22 protein-coding genes and 1 tRNA gene are annotated in these 25,017 nt (G+C 41.7%); 21 read left to right on the top strand and 2 right to left on the bottom strand.

Annotated features, from left to right (window positions below):
- Window positions 1–11: 11 nt before the first annotated feature.
- Window positions 12–2,168 (bottom strand): beta-propeller domain-containing protein, encoded by a 2,157-nt coding sequence (locus CD03_RS0119275; protein ID WP_027295028.1) that lies wholly within the window; start codon window positions 2,166–2,168, stop codon window positions 12–14.
- Between the two features lie 24 nt (window positions 2,169–2,192).
- Complete coding sequence (locus tag CD03_RS0119270) at window positions 2,193–2,696, bottom strand: RNA polymerase sigma factor (protein ID WP_044289507.1); 504 nt, start codon at window positions 2,694–2,696, stop codon at window positions 2,193–2,195.
- A gap of 1,014 nt (window positions 2,697–3,710) precedes the next feature.
- On the opposite strand from CD03_RS0119270, the gene CD03_RS37965 reads away from it, so the two are divergent.
- The 21 genes from CD03_RS37965 (at window position 3,711) to CD03_RS0119155 (ending at window position 25,014) form a co-directional block, all read left to right on the top strand.
- The gene (locus CD03_RS37965) at window positions 3,711–3,881 is read left to right on the top strand and encodes a hypothetical protein (RefSeq protein WP_156042966.1); all 171 of its coding nucleotides are present in this window, start codon (window positions 3,711–3,713) and stop codon (window positions 3,879–3,881) included.
- Window positions 3,882–4,255: 374 nt separating this feature from the next.
- Entirely contained in the window at window positions 4,256–4,996 is a 741-nt protein-coding gene (locus CD03_RS0119255; RefSeq protein WP_027295025.1) for a DUF445 domain-containing protein, read from the top strand.
- 223 nt (window positions 4,997–5,219) lie between these two features.
- On the top strand, window positions 5,220–6,308 hold the full coding sequence (locus CD03_RS34090) for a DUF2974 domain-containing protein (protein WP_052377880.1): 1,089 nt from the start codon (window positions 5,220–5,222) through the stop codon (window positions 6,306–6,308).
- Window positions 6,309–6,477: 169 nt separating this feature from the next.
- On the top strand, window positions 6,478–7,302 hold the full coding sequence (locus tag CD03_RS0119245) for an undecaprenyl-diphosphate phosphatase (RefSeq protein WP_027295024.1): 825 nt from the start codon (window positions 6,478–6,480) through the stop codon (window positions 7,300–7,302).
- 53 nt (window positions 7,303–7,355) lie between these two features.
- Window positions 7,356–8,681: a CCA tRNA nucleotidyltransferase gene (locus CD03_RS0119240; protein WP_027295023.1), complete on the top strand. Its 1,326-nt coding sequence runs from the start codon at window positions 7,356–7,358 to the stop codon at window positions 8,679–8,681.
- An 84-nt stretch (window positions 8,682–8,765) separates the two neighbouring features.
- On the top strand, window positions 8,766–9,746 hold the full coding sequence (locus CD03_RS0119235; RefSeq protein WP_027295022.1) for a CotS family spore coat protein: 981 nt from the start codon (window positions 8,766–8,768) through the stop codon (window positions 9,744–9,746).
- Between the two features lie 107 nt (window positions 9,747–9,853).
- On the top strand, window positions 9,854–11,587 hold the full coding sequence (locus CD03_RS0119230) for a phospho-sugar mutase (RefSeq protein ID WP_027295021.1): 1,734 nt from the start codon (window positions 9,854–9,856) through the stop codon (window positions 11,585–11,587).
- A 1-nt stretch (window position 11,588) separates the two neighbouring features.
- Window positions 11,589–12,059: a MazG family protein gene (locus CD03_RS0119225; RefSeq protein WP_027295020.1), complete on the top strand. Its 471-nt coding sequence runs from the start codon at window positions 11,589–11,591 to the stop codon at window positions 12,057–12,059.
- A 176-nt stretch (window positions 12,060–12,235) separates the two neighbouring features.
- Complete coding sequence (locus CD03_RS0119220; protein ID WP_027295019.1) at window positions 12,236–12,511, top strand: HU family DNA-binding protein; 276 nt, start codon at window positions 12,236–12,238, stop codon at window positions 12,509–12,511.
- Window positions 12,512–12,618: 107 nt separating this feature from the next.
- Window positions 12,619–12,858: an RNA-binding S4 domain-containing protein gene (locus CD03_RS0119215; RefSeq protein ID WP_027295018.1), complete on the top strand. Its 240-nt coding sequence runs from the start codon at window positions 12,619–12,621 to the stop codon at window positions 12,856–12,858.
- 150 nt (window positions 12,859–13,008) lie between these two features.
- Complete coding sequence (yabP, locus tag CD03_RS0119210; RefSeq protein WP_027295017.1) at window positions 13,009–13,293, top strand: sporulation protein YabP; 285 nt, start codon at window positions 13,009–13,011, stop codon at window positions 13,291–13,293.
- Between the two features lie 6 nt (window positions 13,294–13,299).
- Entirely contained in the window at window positions 13,300–13,797 is a 498-nt protein-coding gene (gene yabQ, locus CD03_RS36245) for a spore cortex biosynthesis protein YabQ (protein ID WP_052377879.1), read from the top strand.
- Window positions 13,775–14,074, top strand: coding sequence for a septum formation initiator family protein (locus CD03_RS0119200; protein ID WP_027295016.1), 300 nt, complete (start codon window positions 13,775–13,777; stop codon window positions 14,072–14,074). The genes yabQ and CD03_RS0119200 overlap by 23 nt, the downstream gene beginning before the upstream one ends.
- A gap of 119 nt (window positions 14,075–14,193) precedes the next feature.
- A tRNA-Met gene (locus tag CD03_RS0119195) sits at window positions 14,194–14,267 on the top strand.
- 222 nt (window positions 14,268–14,489) lie between these two features.
- Window positions 14,490–15,977, top strand: a complete 1,488-nt coding sequence (locus tag CD03_RS0119190; RefSeq protein WP_027295015.1) for a SpoIIE family protein phosphatase — start codon at window positions 14,490–14,492, stop codon at window positions 15,975–15,977.
- Between the two features lie 167 nt (window positions 15,978–16,144).
- The gene (tilS, locus tag CD03_RS0119185) at window positions 16,145–17,539 is read left to right on the top strand and encodes a tRNA lysidine(34) synthetase TilS (protein ID WP_044289505.1); all 1,395 of its coding nucleotides are present in this window, start codon (window positions 16,145–16,147) and stop codon (window positions 17,537–17,539) included.
- A complete protein-coding gene (gene hpt, locus CD03_RS0119180) occupies window positions 17,539–18,060 on the top strand; it encodes a hypoxanthine phosphoribosyltransferase (protein ID WP_027295013.1) in 522 nt (173 codons plus the stop codon). Before tilS ends, hpt begins: the two co-directional genes overlap by 1 nt.
- 88 nt (window positions 18,061–18,148) lie before the next feature.
- Window positions 18,149–19,951: an ATP-dependent zinc metalloprotease FtsH gene (gene ftsH / locus CD03_RS0119175; protein WP_027295012.1), complete on the top strand. Its 1,803-nt coding sequence runs from the start codon at window positions 18,149–18,151 to the stop codon at window positions 19,949–19,951.
- A gap of 290 nt (window positions 19,952–20,241) precedes the next feature.
- Window positions 20,242–22,377 carry a glycoside hydrolase family 13 protein gene (locus CD03_RS0119170; protein WP_081820300.1) on the top strand — a complete coding sequence of 712 codons (2,136 nt, stop codon included), beginning with the start codon at window positions 20,242–20,244 and terminating at the stop codon, window positions 22,375–22,377.
- A 237-nt stretch (window positions 22,378–22,614) separates the two neighbouring features.
- Window positions 22,615–24,039 carry an extracellular solute-binding protein gene (locus CD03_RS0119160; RefSeq protein ID WP_027295010.1) on the top strand — a complete coding sequence of 475 codons (1,425 nt, stop codon included), beginning with the start codon at window positions 22,615–22,617 and terminating at the stop codon, window positions 24,037–24,039.
- A gap of 72 nt (window positions 24,040–24,111) precedes the next feature.
- Window positions 24,112–25,014, top strand: a complete 903-nt coding sequence (locus CD03_RS0119155; protein WP_027295009.1) for a carbohydrate ABC transporter permease — start codon at window positions 24,112–24,114, stop codon at window positions 25,012–25,014.
- The last annotated feature ends 3 nt before the right edge of the window (window positions 25,015–25,017 follow it).

Genomic DNA, 25,017 nt, shown 5'->3' with positions numbered 1-25,017 from the left:
AATGCAGTTTTCTATTTCGTTTTAAAGGATTCCAGCTGGGTAAAGTTATTATTTATATCAAAGCTTAAGATATGGTTTTGGGTATCCTGCCCGTATGACAGATAAAAGGTATCATTGATGTATAAGCCACGGGCGTTGTTAATGGCAAGGCTGTAATCTTCGGTGCCTTTAAAGGTATATACAAGTTTATTCTGAAACCCATCCCCAGGATCGTAAGAAAATACCATATAATTATCAGCATCGGTACGACAGTGAAAACCAAACAGATTTTTATCAGGATTAATCATAATAGCTTTGTAATTAATGAGACCTTGGGAATCATTTGCATCCTTAATAATGTATTTGTGAAGCTCTTTGACATTGGAGGGGTCCGAGAGATCAAACATTGACATTTTCATTCCTTTATAAGCACCGCTTTCCGGATCTACTTCATACCCGATCCCCAAAAGTTTATCTTTGCCATAAAAATGAAGGTAGGATGAAAAGCCTGTAATCTTCAGTTCCCCAAGGAGTTTCGGATGATTTGGGTCAGACAAATCTACAGAAAATAAGGGATCCATTTGTCTGAATGTGACAAAATATCCGGTATCACCCAGGAAACGTGCGGATTGAATAGTTTCACCCGGTGCCAGGTTCTCCAGTTTTCCACAGGGGTTCAGAGATTCGTCATAAATATACAGGTTATTTACACTTCCGGTATTCTCACTATAGGAGGTGGTAACGATCCGCAGATAACCATTGTGTTCATTCAGAGAAAAGGAGTTATTGAGCGCGCCTTTTGCTTCGGCGGCGCTTACTGGTGCGATACTGCCTTTCTCGTATTGAAACTTCATAATCTGTGTAGTATTAGTGGAACCATTCCAGTCATTTGTACAGATATATATATTCTCAGTGCTTACATAGTAAAGATAGGCCGCAGAAACGATTGCTTTCTTTGACAGTATTGTATCCGGCGATTTGATATTAATTGCAGTAATGATCAGATAGGCAGGAGAATTTAAAAACTCCGGGATATAAATATCTGAAGAAGAAAGATTTATGCCGTTTATTTTGGGAATAATGGTACTGTCTTCCCTGGTTTGTTTTAAAACCGGTGAATATTCAGAAAACAGATAAATGTAATCGCCTGTTTTACGGCTGGTCTGATAATGCCCATCCTGCGTGGTGGTTCCGGTCAGTTTGGGAGCACTTCGGTCTGAAATATCATAAGTATATAACTTTGTAATCAGATTTCTGTTAACAGAATAGATGTCTTTTTTTGCATCTGCGGAATCCACCCAGGCTATGTCGTCCTCGATGATACTTCCGTCAGATTCAGTTGATCCGCTCTGCATAGTGGTTGTGGATGCAGTAGTTATAATATTTAAAATATTCTTGCTAATATAAAATTCTTCTATTGTTTCAGAAAAGTCTTTGAAATCAATGGAACTGGATTCGTTTAGCTTGCTGCCGTCAGCGGCGATGATGTGGAGCTTGTTATCGTTCCCTAAAATATAGAGGTAATTTCCGTCTGTTTTTACCACGTCACCTTCATCCACACCGGTTTCCTGAATATTGGTAGACGAATAATCGCTGCTGTCTTTTGCTCCGGTATCCATTGCCTTCGACTCTGTATTTCCCCCGGCAAGTCCGTCTGCCATTTCTTTGCTGCTTTCCATATCACCGCCTATACCGGCACCTGTGCTGGCTTTTGCTTCATTCGTGATCCCTCCCTCCTGCATCGAAAAGTTTTTAACCAGGGTGTTGTAGAGGACATCATAATTCTGAATAGGTGTGACCTTTCCGTCGGGTGAGGTTTTTGGTTCAGAGATCACGGTATCATTACCGTTATCATCTACAGAGGATTCCTGACCGTTTTCAGGGGCGGTGGCAGCTTCTGTTAAACCTTCCCCCGCCCCCGCATCCTGATTACCGGAAGATCCGGAAGCTATTTCACTTATAGATTGATTTGGAATCCGATTCACTGTCCATACGGAAATCAGTGCAATTAAAAGTACGGCAGCGGCAGCGCCTAATCGATAAACAGGAAATTTCTTTTTCTTTCCGGCATCCAGTGGCGGTGTATAATGTTCCAACCGGTCTTTGATATGATCCGGATCCAGCGATTCAGGCGGTTCTACAGAATCAGCTGATTTTTTTATTCTATTTAAAAGGTCTTTTTCATCCATAATAAGACACTCCTTTCGTTTCGGTTATCGGGTAAGCATGTTTTCCATTTTCTTCAGTGCCCGGCTTTGTTTGGAACGTACCGTGCCTGGACTTAACAAAAGTGTATTGCCAATCTCTCGGCTGCTGTAACCACCAAATAAATTCAGGGCAAGAATGAGACGTTCTTCATCGTTCAGGGCTGCAAATGCTCTGCGCACGTCCATATCCTCACAGACATCCCGCTCACTGCCGGCGAAATCCTCGGGCAATTCCGCTGTTTTCTGTATGTACTGTTTCAAACGTTTCCTGCACTTATTTGCAAGAATGCGGAATATCCACGCTTTGAATGCTCCTGCATCCCTCAGGGAGCCTATTTCCAAATATGCATCCATTATCGTATCACTGACTACATCCTCTGCGTCATGACCATTCTTTAATGTATACAGAGCAAATCGGTATAAATCCTGATATACTAATTCATATAACTGTGCAAAGGCATCTGCTTGGCCAAGCTTCGCTTTTGATGCCAGTTCGGCAAAATCTGCCATAACCTCACCCCTTTTCCACAGAGCCGCGGCTGCGGGTTCTGTTGTTCTACATGTAGTTCATAGATATAGTGTAATATAAATAGTGGATTGTTGCATTAAAAATAAATTTTGATCTCAAATTTTCATAAACTATTAGTTGGGTATGAATTATAAATTAAAAATCATAATTTTGGATCATAAAATATAAATAGTTAGGTTGATTGTGAATAGTTACAAATTTTTAACTAAGTATAGTCCTATATTTTGTTGCATATTAAGTGAATATAATACTCATTAGACGAAATGCAATACCAATTAGACATTCTTTATTGTAAGTTTTGATAGTAAATGTTAACATTATATTGTTTCTCTATATACAGGTGAAACAATATCAGTTAGCAAAACTTATAGATCTCTTTTTGAAGGATTCATACAAAAATAGTTCATTATAAATAAACTTATGATGTACAACCGGTTTAATGTGATGTAGGTATTGATTATTATCTTTATAGATATATAATGAAAACAAGTTAATATTTCTTTTTATATAAGGAGGAGTTTTATGGATAGTCATTCTAATGACAATATTAATAAAAATATAAAATTTTATATTTTACATCTTCCTCTAAATGGGATTATTATATCTGTTGTATTAGCATTTTTTTTGATATTTAATAATGTGAAGTTTACTTTAATCGTATTTTTCTATATTTTGGTACCATTTTTGATTCACTTAATACTTTTTTTTGTTTTTAAACCTTTTACAAAAATTAATTTTAAGGAGATATCTAAAACATTATATATAATATCTGGTATATCGTTTTTAGTATTAGTTTGTATCATATGCTTTTATTACTTTAAGCCAAATCAATCCAAATTCATAAGTATAGAACCATCAGAATTAGAGTCAATAGAAAAACAATCATTAGGATCAGATCAAACATATATATTATTTTATCTTTGAGTCGCATTCATGTATTCTCTGCAATAACATGGAACCTGTATACAAGAAAGCTTTTAGTAAGATGAAAGGTAGTGACTGAAATTGAATGGGAATCATTTAAAAATATGTATGGTTTTTCTCAAACTCCTGCTATTATACATTTTAAAGAAAAAAAGAATATATCCTATATCGAATGGGATGAAAGGAATGGAATGCCAGAAGATTTATTAAAAACTTGGCTTGAAGAAAATGGGATTATGTAAAATCTATATTGATTAAAAAGAAGTAAGAGATTGTCGAACTTTAGTGGTACGGCAGTCTCTTTACTTTTTTAAGAAAAACTTATCGTTATTGAGTATGTAATCTTTTAAGTGAATATAAACGACAAACTGCAAACTACTTCAGTATCTCAGTAAATGTCTGTGTGTACCAAAAGAAAGTGTTAGTACTAAGATTTATGTGTTTACCGCTCGATCATTGTCATCTATTGTTTTGCCTGTACCTGATATCTAATTGCAAAGGCTCTTAATTGTAATAAGATCACCCTTGACTTTATTTCAGATATAATTTAGGATGAAAGAAAAGTGTTGAAATAATTTTTTTGGTACATAATTTATATAGAAGAGAGGGTTATAAAATGTTTGAAATACGAATGATAGCAGGGCCCGTGATTGGGGCGGTGATTGGGTATTGTACTAATTATATTGCAGTTAAGATGATGTTTCGTCCGCTGCATCCGGTTAAAATAGGAAAGTTTACCCTTCCCTTTACGCCAGGCATTATTCCAAAAGGAAAGGAACGTCTGGCGAAAGCCATAGGGGCGGCAGTGGGAAAACAGCTGCTGACCAAGGAGACAATGGAAGGGGTACTGCTCTCTGACAGCATCAAAGAGAAAGTGGGAGATGCCCTGGAGGGGATCATTGAGGTACAAAGCGAAAATGAGATGCAGCTGGGGCAGATTTCCGATGAGATTGGCAGCAGCGTGGCAGGAGAGGTAATCAAAGGAATACTGGAATCGGTACAGGGCAGTTTTCTGGCTATGATGGTTAATGAAAAAATGCTGGAGAATTTCAGGGAGCCGATTGCCAAAAAGGTAAATGAGGTCACGATTGGCAGAATGGTAACCATGGTAAAGGAATCAGATGTCCCGGTCAGAGCCTATGCGGTAGAAGCATATGAAAACCTGGTGGAAGAAAAACTGGGAGATATGATGGAAAATATTAATATTTCCGGCATTGTCCAGGAGAAAATCAATGAGATGGACGTACTGGAAGTAGAAGAACTGCTGATGTCCATTATGAAAAAAGAACTGAATGCAATTGTAAATCTTGGAGCGCTGATTGGATTTATTTTAGGGTTGATCAACTTGTTGTTTTAAAAACAACAATAGAATCATTACAACGGGATAATTACCAGAAGCTCAACTTGTTTAAAATTCTCACCTGCTGCTGCGAGAGCATTTTGAAGTATGTTCTATGCTCCGGTGATGGGATCGCGCAGGAACGAAAGCTTCACAGATATGTATATAGGAACGAAAGCTTCTAAGATATGCGTACAGGACTGAAAGTTTCACAGATATTTTGGAGAAGGGAGCAGGCAAAATGAATATTAAGGATAATACAATTAGTTATTTGAAAGAGTATGGTCATCTGACTTTTCAGGAAAAAGAATTCAACCTGGTTGACAGTTTAATATTATGCCAGCTATCCTATTTTAAACTGGATACAATTGTGGGAGGCTTAGAAGAGGGGAAGCGGCCTGTCTTCATCAAAAGCCTGCGCAGACATCCCCAATATGAACACCTGTATGGGGACACCAGATTTGAAGAGCAGTACCGGGCTTTTTATGTAGCGCTTTATAACAGTCCCAGGTTCCGGGATATTTCTATGAATTATTTTATGGATATTCTGGATGAAGATATGGAAATGCAGTTCTCAGCGGTTACCTTTTTTATGGGAGACTGGATCTATATTGCCTACCGGGGGACGGATGAGTCCATCGTTGGATGGAAGGAAGATTTTAATATGGCATTTATGAGTCCCATCCCCACACAGGTGGCGGCGCTTCGTTATCTGGAAAAGGCGGGGGATCTGTGGAAAGGAAAAATTGTACTGGGAGGCCATTCCAAGGGCGGAAACGTGGCAATGTATGCCGGGATGGAGTGCCGGGAGGAAATACAGAACCGGATTTTTAAAATAGACTGCTTTGACGGTCCTGGTTTTCGGGATGATGTGTATAAAGAAGAGGGATATCTGGCTGTTGCGGACCGGATACAGAAAATTGTCCCGGAGAAATCCTTTGTAGGAATGATGTTCCAGAATCAAATTGACTACAAAGTAGTTAAGAGCACCGGAACCGGAGTTCTGCAGCATGACCCCTTTACCTGGGTGATCAAAAATGGTGATTTTGAATATGTGGAAGAGATTTATAAGACCTCTCTTTACAAAGACGAAGCTTTTAATAAATGGATCTGTGATATTCCATCCGATCAGAGAGAGGTATTTGTGAATTCATTGTTTGAGATCATAAAAGGTGCGGAGGCGGCTACTTTAATTGAGCTTACAGAAGAATGGTATAAAAGTACCCTGGCGATGCTGAGTACCTTTAAGCATCTGGACAAAGATACGAAACGTTCCATACGTAAGATTATCTTACTTTTATTTAAAAATGGAAGAATCAGTAAAAAATAAGAATTTTATAAGGACGCAGGCTCATAAATTATGTTATACTATCAACGTTCGTCGTCCGGTTGGCATATTTATAACATTGAAGCTTTGAAACAGGCTCTTTCACCTGTTTGAACTTTTCCTGGCGGACAGATAGAACTCAATATAAGCTCTGAAAGCAAAGGAGAGGATTATGGATATAGTAGAAATTTTAAAAGCGGTGTTGTTTGGAATTGTGGAAGGAATCACGGAGTGGCTTCCAATCAGCAGTACCGGACATATGATTATTCTGGATGAACTTGTGAAACTGAATGTTTCCAAAGAGTTTTTGTCAATGTTCCTTGTGGTAATTCAGTTAGGCGCCATTCTGGCAGTAGTCGTACTATTCTGGAATAAAATCTGGCCCTTTTCAACAAAAGAACAATATTTTATTAAAAAAGATACCTTTGTAATGTGGTTTAAAATTTTAGTGGCATGTGTGCCCGCAGCGGTTGTGGGACTTCTGTTTGAAGAGCAGTTCGATGAATGGTTTTATAACTATCAGACAGTAGCCATTGCATTGATTGTATTTGGTATCTTGTTTATTGTAATTGAAAACAGGAACAAACACATAAGCCCTAAGATTAATTCTCTCGCAGAGATTACTTATACAACTGCCATCTGGATAGGTATATTCCAGCTGATCGCAGCAATTTTTCCCGGCACATCCCGTTCCGGAGCAACGATTCTGGGAGGTATTCTGGTTGGATTGTCCAGAACCGTAGCGGCTGAATTTACATTTTTCCTGGCTATACCGGTAATGGCTGGAGCCAGCCTTTTGAAAATCGTAAAATTCGGATTTAATTTTACAGGAGGGGAACTCGCTATTCTATTAGTAGGTATGGTGGTTGCGTTTGTTTCTTCCATTATCGTTATTAAGTTCCTGCTCAGCTATATCAAGAAAAATGACTTTAAAGTATTTGGCTGGTACCGGATCGTACTTGGTATCATCGTATTATTATTTTTTATGCTGAGATAATATGTGTTTCGGCACCCGGGGCGTAAAGCCCTGGAGCAGTTTGGAGGTACACTATGAAGATTACACTGCCTGAACAGGTGAAAACAATTATAGAAAAATTAGAAGAAAATGGATATGAAGGTTTCGCTGTAGGGGGGTGCGTCAGAGACGCTCTCCTTTTTCGTATTCCGGACGACTGGGATATCACTACTTCTGCGAAACCGGAGCAGGTAAAAGCGCTCTTTAAGAGAACGGTGGATACGGGAATCCAGCACGGAACGGTGACGGTCTTATTAGACCGAGAAGGGTTTGAAGTAACCACGTACCGGATTGACGGCGAGTATGAGGACAGCAGGCATCCCAGGGAAGTCTGCTTTACTTCCAATCTGACGGAAGACTTAAAGCGCCGTGATTTTACCATTAATGCCATGGCTTATAGTGAAAAACGGGGACTGGTAGACGAATTTGACGGTGTGGCAGATCTAAAGCAGGGCATAATCCGCTGTGTGGGAAATCCGGAGGAAAGGTTTAGCGAAGATGCACTTCGGATTCTGCGTGCAGTGCGTTTTGCGGCGCAGCTGGGATTTCGGATTGAAGAGGAGACGTTTTCTGCGATACGCAGGCTGGCACCTCATCTTAGCCATATCAGCGCAGAGCGGATTCAGACGGAGTTGTTAAAGCTCATCGTGTCCCCTCACCCGGAGACTCTGCGCCTTGCCTGTGAGGCTGGGATTACCGCAGTGATCCTTCCGGAATTTGACCGCATGATGGAAACCCCTCAGAATAATCCCCATCATATCTTAAACGTGGGGGAACATACCCTGAAGGCTTTGCAGGAGGTGCGGGCAGATAAGGTTCTGCGTCTTAGCGTATTGTGCCATGATTTTGGCAAAGCGGAAACGAGAACTACGGATGAGTCCGGAACCGATCATTTTTACGTACATGCAGAAGTGAGCAGCCAGATGGCGAAAGATCTGCTGAAACGGCTGAAATTGGATAATGAAACGCTATACCAGGTGGAAAAACTGGTAAAATATCACGACTATCACCCCGGGACCAATGCGAGGAGCGTCAGAAAAGCGATTTATAAAATCGGGGAGGATCTATTTCCAAAGCTGTTAGAGGTACAAAGAGCGGATGTCCTGGCACAGAGCACTTATCAGCAGAAAGAAAAACTGAATGACCTTAAGTGCATTGAGGAACTTTATCATAGGATACTGGAAGAAAAACAGTGTCTTTCCTTAAAGGATCTGGCGGTTACCGGAAGAGATCTGATCCAGGCGGGAATGAAACCGGGGAAAGAGCTTGGGAGATGCCTTCAGCAACTTCTGGAGATTGTTCTGGAAGACCCTGAGAAAAATAATAAAGAAGAACTGCTAAAAATCGCCCTGAAATATTAGTGTGCGTTTTTTTAAGATTCACTCCTTCATATTTTAGAATACCCCCGCATAAGATAGAGGGAGTAAGGGATTGGGGGGATTGGAGTGAACGATAGAGGTTTAAAAGTATTAGAACAGTATGACTTAAAGGTGGCCGCTACCAGGAGAGGCCGTGGCTCCTATATCTGCGAGACAGATAAGGGAAAGAAACTCTTAACGGAGTTTTCCGGTTCGGCAAAGAGACTTGCCTTCCAGAATAAGGTCCTGGCTTTGCTGAAGGAGAATGGGGTTTCAAATGTAGACTACATATTGGAAAATATGGAGGGAAACCTGGTTTCATATGACAGAGATGAGAATGGATATGTCGTTAAGGACTGGTTTGAAGGGAAAGAGTGTGATACAAAAAATGAAGAAGATATCGCAATTGCCATTAAGAACCTGGCAATGATTCATAAGGTAATGCGTATGGAGGGAACAGAGGAGGACATGGTCTATCAGGGCGGTGACCTGGTAGAGGAGCTGGAACGCCACAATCAGGAGCTAAAAAAGGTACGTGCCTTTATGCGGAGCAGGAGAGGTAAAAATGCGTTCGAATCTAAGTTTCTGGAAAGCTTTCCTGTATTTTTTGAACAGGCTGAGGATTCTGTACGCCGTATTAAGGAATCTACTTATGAGAAACTGCGTCAGGAATCGCTGAACAAGGGACAGTTAATACATGGATGCTACAATCAGCATCAGATATTGATCGGCCGCGACGGTGTTTCGACCACCAATTTTGACAAGTGCCGCTATGATATCCCGGTAACGGATCTGTATCAATTCCTTCGCAAAATCCTGGAAAAACAGGATTGGAATATTGCCCTTGGAATGAAAATGCTGGGGGAATATGGAAGCGTAAGGCGGATTTCCGACATGGAAATGGAGCATCTGATGCTCCGGCTGTATTATCCCGAAAAGTTCTGGAAACTGGCAAACCAGTACTATAATATGAACAAGGCATGGATCCCGCAGAAAAATGTCGAAAAGCTGGAAATCCTGATGAAACAACAGGATCAGAGAAATTGTTTCTTAAAAATACTGGAATAATGATTCCTTTTTTCCTGTTTCTATTATATAATGTACCCAGAGACAATTTTCAACCGTTAACGTGGAAAAGCGTCTGTATATTATAAACTTAGGCAGGAGGTAGTACAATGGATTACAAGAGTATTTACGAAGGATGGCTGAACAATCCATACTTTGATGAAGCCACGAAAGATGAATTAAAAGGGATTGCAAATGATGAAAATGAAATAAAAGAGCGTTTTTATGCGGATCTCGAGTTCGGAACAGCCGGACTTCGTGGTATTATAGGTGCCGGAACAAATAGAATGAATGTATATACTGTACGTAAGGCTACACAGGGTCTGGCTAACTACATAGCAAGCGTTGGCGGCAAAGAAAAAGGTGTTGCGATTGCATACGATTCCAGGAGAATGTCTCCTGAGTTTGCAGATGAAGCGGCACTTTGCCTTGCTGCAAACGGAATTAAGGCTTATGTTTTTGAATCCTTAAGGCCAACGCCGGAACTTTCCTATGCAGTTCGTAAGCTTTCCTGTATCGCAGGTATTAATATTACAGCCAGCCACAATCCGCCGGAGTATAACGGATATAAGGTATACTGGGAAGACGGCGCTCAGATTACGCCGCCGCACGATACCGGAATTATGGATGAAGTTAAGAAGGTTACTGATTACAGCACAGTGAAAACCATGGATAAAGAAGCTGCAAAAGCTGCAGGACTTTATACGGTAATCGGACAAGATATTGACGATGCATATATTGAAGAACTGAAAAGCCAGGTAATTCATTGGGATGCTATTAAAGCGGAACAGAAGAATCTGAAAATTGTATACAGCCCCCTTCATGGAACCGGAAATATCCCGGCAAGAAGAGTATTAAAAGAGCTTGGGTTTGAAAATGTATATGTCGTAAAAGAACAGGAATTGCCGGACGGTGAATTCCCAACAGTAAGCTATCCGAATCCTGAAGCGAAAGAAGCATTTGAGCTGGGACTTAAGCTTGCCAAAGAAGTGGATGCAGATCTGGTACTGGCAACAGATCCGGATGCAGACCGTCTGGGTGTTTATGTAAAAGATGACAAAACAGGAGAATACATTACGTTGACCGGAAATATGTCCGGATGTCTCCTGGCAGATTATGAAATTGGTCAGAGAGCTGCATCAAAAGGTCTTCCGGAAGACGGTGCACTGATCAGTACTATCGTTACCACCAATATGGCAGCGGCAATTGCCAGGGCTTATGGAGTGAAATTTATCGAAGTCCTCACCGGATTTAAATTTATCGGCCAGCAGATCCTTGGATTTGAAACCAGTGGCAAAGGAACCTATCTGTTTGGGTTTGAAGAGAGCTATGGCTGTCTGATCGGAACCCATGCCAGAGATAAAGATGCGATTGTTGCAACGATGGCACTGTGTGAAGCAGCGGCATATTACAAGAGCCAGGGTAAGACTCTCTGGGATGCCATGATCGATATGTATGAGAAATACGGCTACTACAAAGATGATATTAAGTCCATTACCTTAAAAGGAATTGAAGGACTTGCCAAGATCCAGGAGATCTTAGAGACACTGCGTAATGATCCGCCTGTACAGATTGGCGATTACAAAGTACTTTCTGCAAGAGATTACAAAAAGGATACGATTAAGAACATGGAAACAGGAGCAGTTTCTCCAACTGGTCTGCCTAATTCCAACGTTCTCTATTACGATTTAAATGATGATGCATGGCTGTGCGTCAGACCTTCCGGAACAGAACCAAAAGTAAAATTCTACTATGGTGTGAAAGGTACTTCCCTGAAAGATGCAGATGACAAGTCCGCAGCTCTTGGAGAAAAAGTACTGGCTATGATCCAGGAGATGCTCTAAAATGGACAGGCAGTATAGCTTTGAGGACTATTGCCGGATTATTGCCCGTCTGAGGGCAAAGGACGGCTGCCCCTGGGACAGGGAACAAACCCATGACAGCCTGAAGTCCTGTCTGCTTAATGAGTCTGCAGAATTGCTGGCAGCAATTGATATCTATAACGAAACAGGTGACAGTGAGAACCTCTGTGAAGAATTGGGGGACTTGCTGCTGCAGGTGGTATTACATACCCAGATTGCATCTGAAGAGGGTTTATTTTCCATAGAAGATGTAATCCAGTGTGCAGGGGAGAAAATGATCCGCCGGCACCCTCATGTATTTGCAAGTGAAAATGCCGGAACATCGGCTGAAGTCCTTGTAAAATGGGAAGATATCAAGAAAATGGAAAAACAAGGAAAATCAAAAGAAACGGAAGAAATACAAAAAAGAGCCTTGACAAAAGCGAAAGCGGAAATGGCGCAATATTTGTTGTGAATAAATTCTTAATTCTTGATGAAAACACCAATAAATAGCGGAAATTCCTTGACAAAATCTGTACGAGAGTTTATAAATAGACATAAGGACTTATCTTGCAAGGCGAGTTATAGAGTTCGAAAATATAAATATATTCTGTATAGAACAATAAGAGAAATCAGAGGAGGAATTATTCCATGAACAAAACAGAATTAGTTGCAGCTATTGCTGAAAAGACAGAATTATCCAAAAAAGATGCGGAAAAGGCATTAAAAGCATTTACGGATGTTGTTGCTGAAGAATTAAAGAAAGGTGAAAAGATCCAGTTAGTTGGCTTTGGTACATTTGAAGTGTCTGAAAGAGCAGCTAGAGAAGGAAGAAATCCTCAAACAGGCGAGACAATGACAATTAATGCATCTAAAGCACCTAAGTTCAAAGCAGGAAAAGCATTAAAGGATTTGATCAACGAATAATTCAGTAAAGATAAGATTAGGGGGACTTCGGTTCCCCTTTTTGCTTGTCGGCATGAATGGCAATTTGTGAGTATCATAGGATATTTACGATATGCATGGAGGTAATAATGAGACTAGATAAATTTTTAAAAGTATCCAGGCTGATCAAGCGCAGAACCGTAGCAAATGAAGCCTGTGATGCAGGCAGGGTACTCATCAATGAAAAAGTCGCAAAAGCTTCCACAAATGTAAAGGAAGGCGATGTCATTGAAATCCAGTTTGGCACGAAGGCTGTCAAAGTGGAGGTACTGGATGTCCAGGAAACAGTAAAAAAGGATGAAGCGAAGGAACTGTACCGTTATTTGTAGACCGGTGTAAGCCTGATAAGGGGTTCCTGACCGAATTTGCCTAACGATTTCAGGCATAAAAAATTAAATAGAAAAGCATCTGAAAAAGATGTATAAAACCCCGTTTTGGCTAATATATTAAAAAGAGATATTGCCAGGCGGGGTGATTCTATGGATGAAAAACAGATCGTAAGAGCACATAAGGTAACCATGAGTGGAAGAAAGACAGGAACCATCAGTGGAGTATCGGATGTGCTTTCTTTTGATGAAAACGAAGTGGTTTTAGAAACGGATCTGGGGACTTTACAGATAAAAGGAAAAGAGCTGCATGTGAACCGGTTGACACTGGAAAAAGGGGAAGTAGACATCGAAGGGAAGATAGACAGTCTGATTTATTCCGAAAACGGACATTCCAAGAAACAGGGTGACTCTCTGCTTGGAAGGCTGTTCAAGTAGGCGCTTATGAGTGAAGTAATTCAAAACGAGACATGGTTCTTTCTGACTTCGGTTGCCACAGGGGTTTTACTGGTATTTGCATATGATTTGCTGAGGATCTTAAGAAGGGTCTTCAAACACGGTACGATACTTACCGGAGTGGAAGATTTTCTCTATTGGTGTGTGACTGCTTTCGTCATTTTTTGTATGATATATGAAAAAAATAATGGAGCGATTCGCGGATTTGCCATCGCGGGAATTTTGCTGGGTGTCATTTTATATCACGAAAGCGTGAGCGGTTACATTGTCAAGGGGGTTTCCACCGCATTAAATTTCATATTCCACTGGGTTTCGACATTATTCAGCGTCATATTCCGACCAATTTCGAAACTTAAAAAATTCTTAAGAAAGAATTTGGTAAAAACATTGAAATCTGGAAAAAAAGCGGGTAAAATAAGACTACGTAGAAAAAAATGGGGAAAAATTAGTAAGGAAGGGTCATATGCGCAAAAAAAGAAGAGATAGAGGCAGCAACCGCCGGGGTATGGTTTGCATCTCAGCGGTGGTGCTTGTTCTTTTGGTGACACTGTTTGTTCAAAGTAATACTATAAAGCAGAAAAATGCCATATATACAGCACAGGAAGCACAGCTCCAGACGCAGCTTGAGGCAGAGGAGCAGCGTGCGAAAGATATTGAAGACATGAAGGCTTATATGCAGACGAAAGAATATGCAGAAAAGGTAGCCAGGGACAAGCTGGGATTAGTGTACAAAGATGAGATACTTTTCAAGGAAGATGAATAGAAGGGGAAGCCTTGAATTGGTCTTATGGAACGTATTTAACGAATTTACTCGAAAATTAAAAAAATTTCCAAAAATCAGTTGACAAATGGGAAAGAAATCGATATAATGGGTATCGTTGTGGCGGAATAGCTCAGTTGGCTAGAGCACACGGTTCATACCCGTGGTGTCGAGAGTTCAAATCTCCCTTCCGCTACTGAAATCAGGCATTATGGTTTATCCATAGTGCCTTTTTTGTATATACGTTTTAGTCGCGGGCAACGAGCCAGATGTACGAGCCTGCGGGTTCATTTGGCTCGTTGCCTGCGCGCATTTTGTCAAAAGATTCCTTGTTTTTGATCCTTGTTTTTGACAAATATTTTTCTTGCCCCGGTCTATAATACCACCTTAAGAGCAGAATTTCAGGGAGGTTAAGAACATGGGGGATTTCATCATAGCTGTTCTCGTAGTAAGTGTCTTATGGATACTATGGGATTTGTTAAAGCTGCTCGTGAGAGAAAAAGAAAAAGGCGAACCGGCGACAGAGTTTGTAAACGGACCGGGTAAGGAAATGATTGGAAAGATAGCAGATTCTTTTCAGGATCTTGCAAATACATTCCACAGTATGCCTTGTCAGAAGGAACGTCTGTCACAGGGTGATGTGAAAGAAATTTTTCATGAAGTACAGGACCGGATATGCAGCCAGTGCGCCATGTGCAGCAACTGCTGGGAGAAGGAACATTACAATACCTACCGCAGGGTCTATGACATCCTTTCAGCGATAGAAGAAGAAGGGGAAGAGATCAGTGCGGACAAGCAGGTGGAATTCATTGAGTACTGCATCCATGGAAGAACTTTTCTGGAAGAAATGGTACAAGTATTTTCAAGGGCTAAGCTAAACCTGCTGTGGAGCAACCGCCTATTGGAAAACAGATCCGCTGTTGCGGAGCAGCTCCATGAAACTGCTGATATTGTACGCAAGATTTCAGATAATGTCTATGATGTAAAAAATGTGGATGAGGATTTCAGAGAAAAGGTTAAGATGCGCCTGAGGCTGCGGTTTGTGGTGGTAAAGGACTTATGGGTGCTTCCGCAGGATCAGGACAGGCAGCAGATATTTATGACAATGAGGTCTATGAAAGGGAGATGCGTCTCTACCAAAGAAATTGGTATTGTTCTCAGTGAGATTTGTAAAAGCCCTATGGTACCGGCTAAAGATTCCCGGATGATGATAAACCGGGAGTACAGTACGGTACTTTTTGTATCGGATACCAAATTCAGTGTCTTAAATGGTGTGGCCAGGGTAACCAGAGATGGGGAAATGATTTCCGGTGACAATTTTGGTTTCTTAAGCAGGGATAATGGTCAGATGATCATGAGCCTCTCTGATGGGATGGGTTCCGGCATCGGTGCATGTAAAGAAAGTGAAAAAGTCATTGAACTGCTGGAACAATTTCTGGACGCAGGCTTCAATAAGGAAACAGCGGTCAGGATGATCAACTCAGCGCTGGTACTGCAGGGGGGAATGCAGATGTTTTCTACCATCGACCTATGCGCCATTGATCTTTACAATGGAAGCTGCGAACTGATGAAGATCGGAGCCTCCACTACTTTCTTTAAGCGGAATAACTGGGTTGAGGCGGTCACAAGTACAAGCCTGCCCGTGGGGATGCTGCAGACGGTTGATTTTGACTGCACCAGTAAAAAGTTAACTTCAGGAGATTTTATTATTATGATATCCGACGGGGTGCTGGATGCGCTGCCGCCTAAAAATGCGGAAGAGGTGATGAAGGAGCTGATTATGGAGATTCAGACAACGAATGCCAGGGAATTTGCCAAAGCACTTCTGGAAAGAGTACTTATTTATCAGAACTGCAGGGCAATGGATGACATGACAGTACTGGTGGGGGGAGTCTGGAAAAAGTAATTGATGCTTGCATTTTCCATAAGTATTCTTTATATTAGTAGTTATATAGTCGGAAGTATCAGAAATCCGGCATAAAAATACGGGAGAGCCAGGTTTGAAAGAAAAGCGCTTTCAAACTACCAGTACAGCATTGCGTAAGCTGGCTTGTAATATTCAGGGGGAGATGCATGCAGAAAGTGTTCCAATATATACAGAAATATAAAATGATTGAAGAAAATGACAGTGTTATAGTGGGCGTATCCGGAGGAGCTGATTCGGTATGCCTGCTTTTTGTACTGCTGGAGGTAAGAAAGAAAATTCCTTTTTCTATACAAGTTGTCCACATTGAACATGGAATTCGTGGACAAGACAGTCTGGATGATGCAGACTTTGTGGATAACCTTTGTAAAGAGAAAGGGATTCCTTTTTATTTATATTCCGTGGATGTGGTAAAAGCAGCACGGGATAAGAAAATATCTGTGGAAGAGGCAGGCAGGGAGGCTAGATACGAGGCATTTGCGGATGCCATGGAACGCCTTAATGGCAATAAGATTGCGGTTGCCCATAATGCAAATGACCAGGCAGAGACAATATTGTGGAATCTGGTACGTGGAAGCGGTCTCAGGGGGCTGTGCGGAACCAGACCGGTGCGGGATTGCATTATACGGCCGCTTCTAGATACATCCAGAGCCGAAATTGAGTCGTATCTCACAGAAAGAAAGATAGCGTACCGGACAGATATTACGAATCTGTCCGATGATTATACCAGAAATAAGCTGCGTCTCCATGTCCTTCCTTATCTGGAAAAGGAATTAAATGGGGCAGCAACTGCCCATATTGCAGAAACGGGGCAGCATTTGCAGAAGATAGAAGCGTATATGGAAGAGGCTTCCAGGCGGGAGGCAAAAGACTGTATCTGCATTTCAAACGGGAAAGCCTTAATTGATACGGCGATTTTTTCCCAAAAGCCGGAGGTGATAAGAGAATACCTCTGCCGGTTCTGTTTAAAAGAGATCGGATGCGGACTCCGGGATATAGGAAGTGTCCATATCGATAATCTGATGAAACTGCCGGATCTGCAGTCAGGGAGAATGATTCAGCTGCCGGGCGGGTATCGGGCGAAACGTCTTCCCGGCCAGATCTGCATTGCCAATGAAGAAGAAAAGCCTGTGGAAAAGGCGTACATGGGTTTACAGGAGCAGGAATTGCAGGTTCAGGTGCCCGGAACTTACGTTATCGGTGGAAAGCGGGTAATTTTTACCACGGAAATATATGAAAACCAAAATATTAAAGAAAAAGCATATACGAAATGGCTGGATTATGATAAAATATACAATGCAGTTTCTTTACGCAGCCGCCGAAGCGGGGATTATTTTATCACAAACCGGGAGGGCGGTAAAAAGAAATTAAAGTCTTATTTTATTGATGAGAAAATTCCTCAGGATGAGAGAGACCGGATCTTACTCCTGGCGGATGGCCCCCATATCATGTGGATTGTGGGATATCGCATCAGTGAGGCATATAAAGTTACAGAAGATACAAAAATTTTATTAAAGATACAAGTGGAGCAGGAGGCAGACTAATGGAAGATAAGATCCGTGTGTTAATACCGGAAGAAGAGGTAAACAAAAGAGTAAGAGAACTGGGTGAAAAGATCAGTGAAGAATATGCCGGTAAGAAAGTGCATTTGATCTGTGTATTAAAGGGCAGTGTATTTTTTACCTGTGAACTGGCTAAGAGAATTACTGTACCGGTGACAATGGATTTCCTGTCGGTGGGAAGTTATGGGGCAGGTACAGAGTCCAGCGGGGAAGTTAAGATTAAAAAAGATCTGGATGAATCCGTTGAGGATAAAGATATTATTATTATCGAAGACATTATTGATTCGGGAAGAACATTAAGCCGGTTGGCACAGATACTGAAAGAAAGAAAACCGAGCAGTATGACAATCTGTACGCTGCTTGATAAGCCGGAACGACGTGTTACAGATGTAAAAGTGGATTATGTGGGATTCAATATTCCAGATGAATTTGTTGTAGGTTTTGGTCTTGACTATGCGCAGAAATACCGTAATCTTCCATATATCGGAGTAGTGGAGCTGTAATTGTCGCAGAAGCTTACGTGGTGTTATATTAGTACATTATTACGCAATGAAGTACTACCAGAGAATTACAGAGAGGAGATTTAAGGCATTGAATAAGAGTTCAAGAAATTGGGGCATCTACATTGTAATTGCCGTGCTCGTGGTTGCAGCATTTATGATGCTGCGGGGCGGATTATCCATGCAGGAGACGTACAGCCTTCAGGAATATTCCACAGCGCTGGACAGCGGTAATGTGGTGAAAGTAGAGATTCATCAGAACAGCCAGGTGCCAACAGGACAGTTATATGTATATTTAAAAGATGGAACGACCAAGAAGCTGAATGTGTCGGACGTAAAAGAGTCCCAGGCTCAGCTTGCAGAAAAAAATGTTCCAACCGTTTTATTTGATATTCCGAAAGAAAGTATGTTTATGACAACCATTTTCCCGGTACTGTTGATGGGGGTTATGATGATATTCTTATTTAGTATGATGAATCGTCAGGCATCCGGCGGGAATAATAAAATGATGAATTTTGGAAAGAGCCGAGCAACCCTTACCACTCCGGACAGCAAGCGTGTAACCTTTAAAGACGTTGCAGGCCTGCAGGAGGAAAAAGAAGACCTTCAGGAAATCGTTGATTTCTTAAAGGAGCCAAAGAAATATCTTCAGGTAGGCGCCAGAATACCAAAAGGTGTACTGCTGGTTGGACCTCCGGGAACAGGTAAAACCCTCCTGGCGAAAGCAGTGGCAGGAGAAGCAGGAGTACCGTTCTTTAGTATTTCCGGTTCTGATTTTGTGGAAATGTTTGTAGGTGTCGGTGCATCCCGTGTCCGTGATCTGTTTGGAGAGGCCAAGAAGAATGCGCCTTGTATTGTGTTCATCGATGAGATTGATGCGGTAGCCAGAAGAAGGGGAACCGGAATGGGCGGCGGCCACGATGAACGTGAGCAGACTTTGAACCAGCTGCTGGTTGAAATGGATGGTTTTGGTGTAAATGAAGGCATCATTGTAATGTCAGCTACGAACCGTGTTGATATTCTGGATCCGGCAATTTTAAGGCCGGGACGTTTTGACCGTAAAGTGGGTGTTGGTAAACCGGATATCAGAGGCCGGGAAGAGATCTTAAAGGTTCATGCAAATGGCAAACCCCTTGGGGATGATGTAAATCTGGAAACCATAGCACAGACCACGGCAGGATTTACCGGAGCAGATTTAGAGAACCTGTTGAATGAAGCAGCAATTTATGCAGCAAAGGATAACAGAGGATATATTAAACAGGAAGATATTAACCGTGCATTTATCAAGGTCGGTATCGGAGCGGAAAAGAAAAGCCGTATTATTTCAGAAAAAGAGAAGAAGATTACCGCTTACCATGAAGCAGGTCATGCAATTTTATTCCACTTACTTCCGGATGTGGGTCCGGTGCATACCATATCCATCATACCTACCGGAACCGGTGCTGCTGGCTATACGATGCCGCTGCCTGAAAAGGATGAGATGTTCAATACCAAAGGGCAGATGCTTCAGAACATCATTGTAGATCTGGGCGGACGTGTGGCAGAGGAACTGGTCCTGAACGATATTACAACGGGAGCTTCCCAGGATATCAAACAGGCTACCAAGCTTGCTAAGGCGATGGTAACCCAGTTTGGAATGTCTGACCGGGTAGGACTGATCCATTACGGCAGTGACGATGATGAAGTTTTTATCGGCAGAGATCTGGCGCATACCAGAGCATTCAGTGAACATATTGCAACTACCATCGATGAAGAGGTGAAGAGGATTATTGACGATGCCCATACAAAGGCACGTTCTATGATTGAGGAGCATATTGAAGTGCTTCACAAGTGTGCAAAACTGTTGATTGAAAAGGAAAAAATTGGCCGGGAAGAGTTCGAAGCACTGTTTTAGTGAAAAGTGCACAAAAATTGATAAGCAAATTTGTGAAGTTTGTGCACACTTATTCGGACAATGATGATATACTAATCATCGTAAAACCCCCCCCCAATACATTATATAGTTTTTGCTACACCCCATAAGAAGAAATACCTTCTCCAAAAAAGACAGCAGATTACTGGCTGTCTTTTTTACTGTTTTGGGATAAGAGCGCGTTTGAAAACAGGCTCTGACAGCAAATAAGGCTTGTAGTAACTGTAGGAATGATATAGAATGGAATCAGGATATGATTAAGGAGTGTGATCATGGATAGTAATCAATTGGAACGGATACAGAGATCATGGCAGTATGTAATGCGGATGCGGCCTGTTTTCGATATGGAAGCATTGTTTAGTGATGAAACTGAGAATTACGTGATGCCGATGGAACCGGATCCCCATGAGACGGTAACAATACGCTTCAGAACAGCGAAAAATAATGTAGATGCAGTGTATTTTATCAGTGGCGCAGACAGGCTTATAATGCAGTTTGAAGAGAGCCTGGGGGATTTTGACTATTATAAGATTGAAATTACTGTAGGAGAGAATCCTTTACACTATTATTTTGAAATACAGACCGGAAAGTTTCGGTGCTTTTATAATAAAAGAGGTGTATCCAGGAATTTGCAGGAGTACTATGCGTTTGCTCTGGTGCCTGGATTTAAGACCCCTGACTGGGCAAAAGGCGCAGTTATGTATCAGATCATGGTGGACCGTTTTTATAACGGGGATAAAAGCAATGATGTGGAAGACAGAGAATATTTTTACATTGGAGACCATGCTTCCGGTGTGAAAGACTGGAACAAACGTCCTGCATATATGGGAATCCGGGAGTTTTACGGCGGAGACCTTCAGGGTGTAATGGATAAGCTGGATTATTTACAGGACTTAGGCGTGGAAGTTATTTATTTTAACCCGATATTCGTTTCGCCATCCAACCATAAATATGATATACAGGATTACGATTATATTGATCCCCATTATGGGAAAATTGTAAGTGATGGGGGACAGGTGCTGGAACCCTGGGATAAAGATAATACACATGCGACAAAATACATTAAGAGAGTAACCGACAAAGAGAACCTGGAGGCAAGCAATGCATTTTTTGCGAAGCTGGTAGAGGAAGTACACAACCGTGGGATGAAGATTATCCTGGATGGCGTGTTTAACCATTGCGGATCTTTTAATAAATGGCTTGACCGGGAACGGATCTATGAGAACCAGCCGGGATATGAAAAAGGGGCTTATATTGATAAAGACAGTCCTTACCGCAGCTTTTTTAAGTTTAACAATGAACATGAGTGGCCTTATAATGCTTATTATGACGGTTGGTGGGGGCATGATACCCTTCCTAAGCTTGCTTACGAGGAATCTGAGAAACTGTATGAATATATCATGAGGATTGCCGGGAAATGGGTTTCCCCGCCCTTTAATGTGGATGGATGGCGCCTGGATGTGGCGGCTGACCTTGGATTCAGCAATGAATACAACCACAAGTTCTGGAAGGAGTTCCGAAAGGTTGTAAAGAAGGCAAATCCAGACGCTCTGATCCTGGCGGAACATTACGGAGATGCAGGAATGTGGCTGAAAGGCGATGAATGGGATACGGTCATGAATTATGATGCATTTATGGAGCCGATGACCTGGTTCTTTACCGGCATGGAAAAGCATAGTGATGAATACCGTGAAGATATGCTGGGAAATCATGAGAACTTTGTGGGGGCGATGACCCACCATATGTCTAACTTCCTGGCGCCTTCCCTTCAGGTAGCCATGAATGAGCTGTCTAACCATGACCATTCCCGTTTCCTCACCCGTACTAACCACTGTGTGGGCCGTGTGGCGAATCTGGGATATGAGGCTGCGGAGAATTTCATTAATAAGGCTGTGCTTCGTGAAGCAGTGGTCATGCAGATGACCTGGCCGGGAGCACCGACGATTTATTATGGAGATGAAGCGGGTGTCTGTGGATTTACGGATCCGGACAACAGAAGAACTTATCCATGGGGACAGGAAGATCTGGAGTTGATCCAATACCATAAGGACATGATTAAGATTCATAAAGAAAATCCGGTGTTAACCCATGGATCTTTGAAGTTTTTAGACAGCAGACGACATTGCCTGAGCTATGGAAGGTTTTCGGCAGATGAGCAGATGATTGTTATTTTTAATAACAGCGATGGGCAGCAGGAGTTTTCCATACCTGTATGGCAGGCGAATATCGGAAATGCTGACCGTCTGCTTCGTTTAGTTCTCACAGATGAGAATGGATATACGATGGAACCGCTGGTATATGACATATGCAGGGGAAGTGTGAATGTCACCATGTCCAGGACTTCAGCAATGATCTTGAAATGTGTGAAAACAGAATGGCCGGATCAGGAACCCGGTGAGTGCTTTTAAAAGTTAATTGATTAAAAAAGAGAAAAGACAGTCTGATAGCTGTTTTTTCTCTTTTTTTATTTCTTTATCTGTTCTTTGATATTCTGTCTGATATGCTCCCATCTAATATTTTCCAAAAGGTAAGAAAATTATATATTTCAGACATTTTATTAAATTTCGCTTATCCTTATCATGTGATAATATGTATTTACCATATAACAAAGCAAGGAAATTGTAAAAGAAAAAGGAGGATACACAATGAAAAAGAGATGGAGAGCAGTTGTATCATTGTCACTGGCGGCAGCTATGACGGCAAGCTTATGTGCCGGATGCGGCGGTTCCGGAACTTCAGGCACAGGGGCAACGGATGCAGGAACACAGGCAGCTGCGGATGGGGCAGACACAGATGCAGCAACTGCTGATGGGGCCGGGGACGCAGGTGAAACCAAAGCGGCAGACGCAGGGGCGAATAATGACAGCAAAGAGATCATTTTCTGGAATATCGGTACGGAAGACCCGGATAAATCAATCATGCAGTATGCCGTAGATAAATTTAATTCCGAGACCCAGTCAGGCTATACCGTTACTTCTGTTCCCACACAGAATGATACTTACAAGGAAAAACTGGTTATTGCAATGAGCTCAGGTGAATGTCCGGATATGTATACCAGCTGGTCGGGAGGACCAATGTTTGAATATATCGATTCCGGATATGGCCAGCCTATCGATGACTTATTCAAAGGCAGTAAGGTAGAAGAAAAAGCAATGGATGCGGCAGTTGCACAGTCAACCTACAAAGACCATATTTATGCAGTACCTGTTTTGAATGTATCTATTTCCGGTATATTTTATAATAAAGAAATGTTTGAAAAATATAATCTGGAAGTTCCAAAGACAGTTTCGGAACTGGAAAAGGTTTGTGATACTTTTGTTGAAAATGGCATTACACCATTTGCCCTTGCAAATGCATCCAAATGGACCGGTTCAATGTACTTTATGAGTCTTGCAACCCGTTATGGCGGACTGGAACCATTTAGTAAAGCTGCGGACGGCACAGGATCATTCGAAGATGAATGCTTTAAATATGCAGGGGACAAGATTCAGGATTGGGTAAAGAAAGGTTATTTCCCGGAAGGTGTTAACAGTTTAAGCGAGGATGACGGACAGGCAAGACAGCTGATGTATCAGGAGTCGGCAGGAATGCTGTTATGCGGATCCTGGTATACCGGAAACTTCCAGAACGACAGTAAGGAATTCTATGAAAAAATTGGCTGGTTTTCTTTCCCGGCTGTAGATGGTTCAGATGCAGATGCGTCTATCCAGATCGGAACCATCGGAGATCAGTTTATTTCCTTTAACTGTACCGATGATAAGTTAAAAGCAGCTTTTGAATGTGCAGAACATTACTATGATGATGAAGCTACACAGCTGATGGTTGATAAAGGCAAAATCCCGCCTGTAAAGGGTGTAGAATCTTTGATTACAGATCCGGTAGCGAAAGATATCCTGACCGCAGCAAATGACGCATCATCCACACAGCTGTGGTATGACCAGTACCTTCCGCCTGCAGTAGCAGAAGTGCATAAAGATACCTGCCAGGAGATTTTTGGTCTTACCATGACTCCGGATGAAGCTAATAAGAAACTTCAGGAAGCAATGCAGAGCTATCTGGCTGATAAGTAAGTTAAACAGCAGAAATCAGGGGGACTCAGGACACACTTTAGAGTCCTCCTTTCAATAAAAGGAGGTTATTCGATGGATGGTAAAGAGGTTTCCCTGCTGAAACAAAGACAAAGAGCCACCAGGAAGGCAGCAGCCATTTTCCTGGCACCTGTAATTATTTTATTGATCGTATTTATTTTTTATCCTATTCTCGATACGTTTAACACCAGCCTTTATAAATGGAATGGGATCTCTTCCAGTAAGTCTTTCATTGGGCTGGGCAACTGGTCTACACTGGTTAAGGATGGAAGTTTCTGGATAGCGTTTCGAAATAATATAGAGATTATGATCCTTTCGATTGTGATTCAGATTCCAATTGGTCTGGCACTGGCAACATTCCTGGATTTTGGCGGGAAGAAAATGAATTTATTTAAAGTACTCTGGTTTATACCATTGTTAATGTCATCGGTAGCGATTGGTTTTTTGTTTTCTTATGCGTTAGCTACAAATGGGGGCATCATCAGTACCATCGCCAAAGTATTCGGGGGCGGCAACATTGACCTTTTGGGTAATCCCCGGACAGCGTTATTAACGGTTATCGGTGTTATCTGCTGGCAGTTTACGCCTTTCTACATGGTTTATTTTATGGCAGCATTCACCAATGTTCCATATGATGTATTTGAAGCTGCCCGCATAGACGGGGCAACAAGAGGACAATATTTCTGGAAAATAGCACTTCCATTATTAGTACCATCCATGAAGAGTGCAGCAATTCTGTCTATGGTAGGTTCCTTAAAATATTTTGATTTGATTTATGTTATGACCGGCGGTGGTCCCGGTACTTCTACGGAATTAATGGCAACATATATGTATAAACAATCCTTCAAGACGTTCAACATGGGGTATGGATCTGCGGTAGCAGGCGGTATGTTTATCCTGATTACCCTGGTATCCCTTATTACTATGAAAATATTAAATGGAAAAAAGGAGGCGTAATTC

The sequence above is a fragment of the Robinsoniella sp. KNHs210 genome (genome assembly GCF_000686105.1).
GTDB lineage: Bacteria > Bacillota > Clostridia > Lachnospirales > Lachnospiraceae > Robinsoniella > Robinsoniella peoriensis.
The sequence above is the reverse complement of the archived record's forward strand: the minus strand, read 5'-3'. Positions and strand labels throughout refer to the sequence as shown.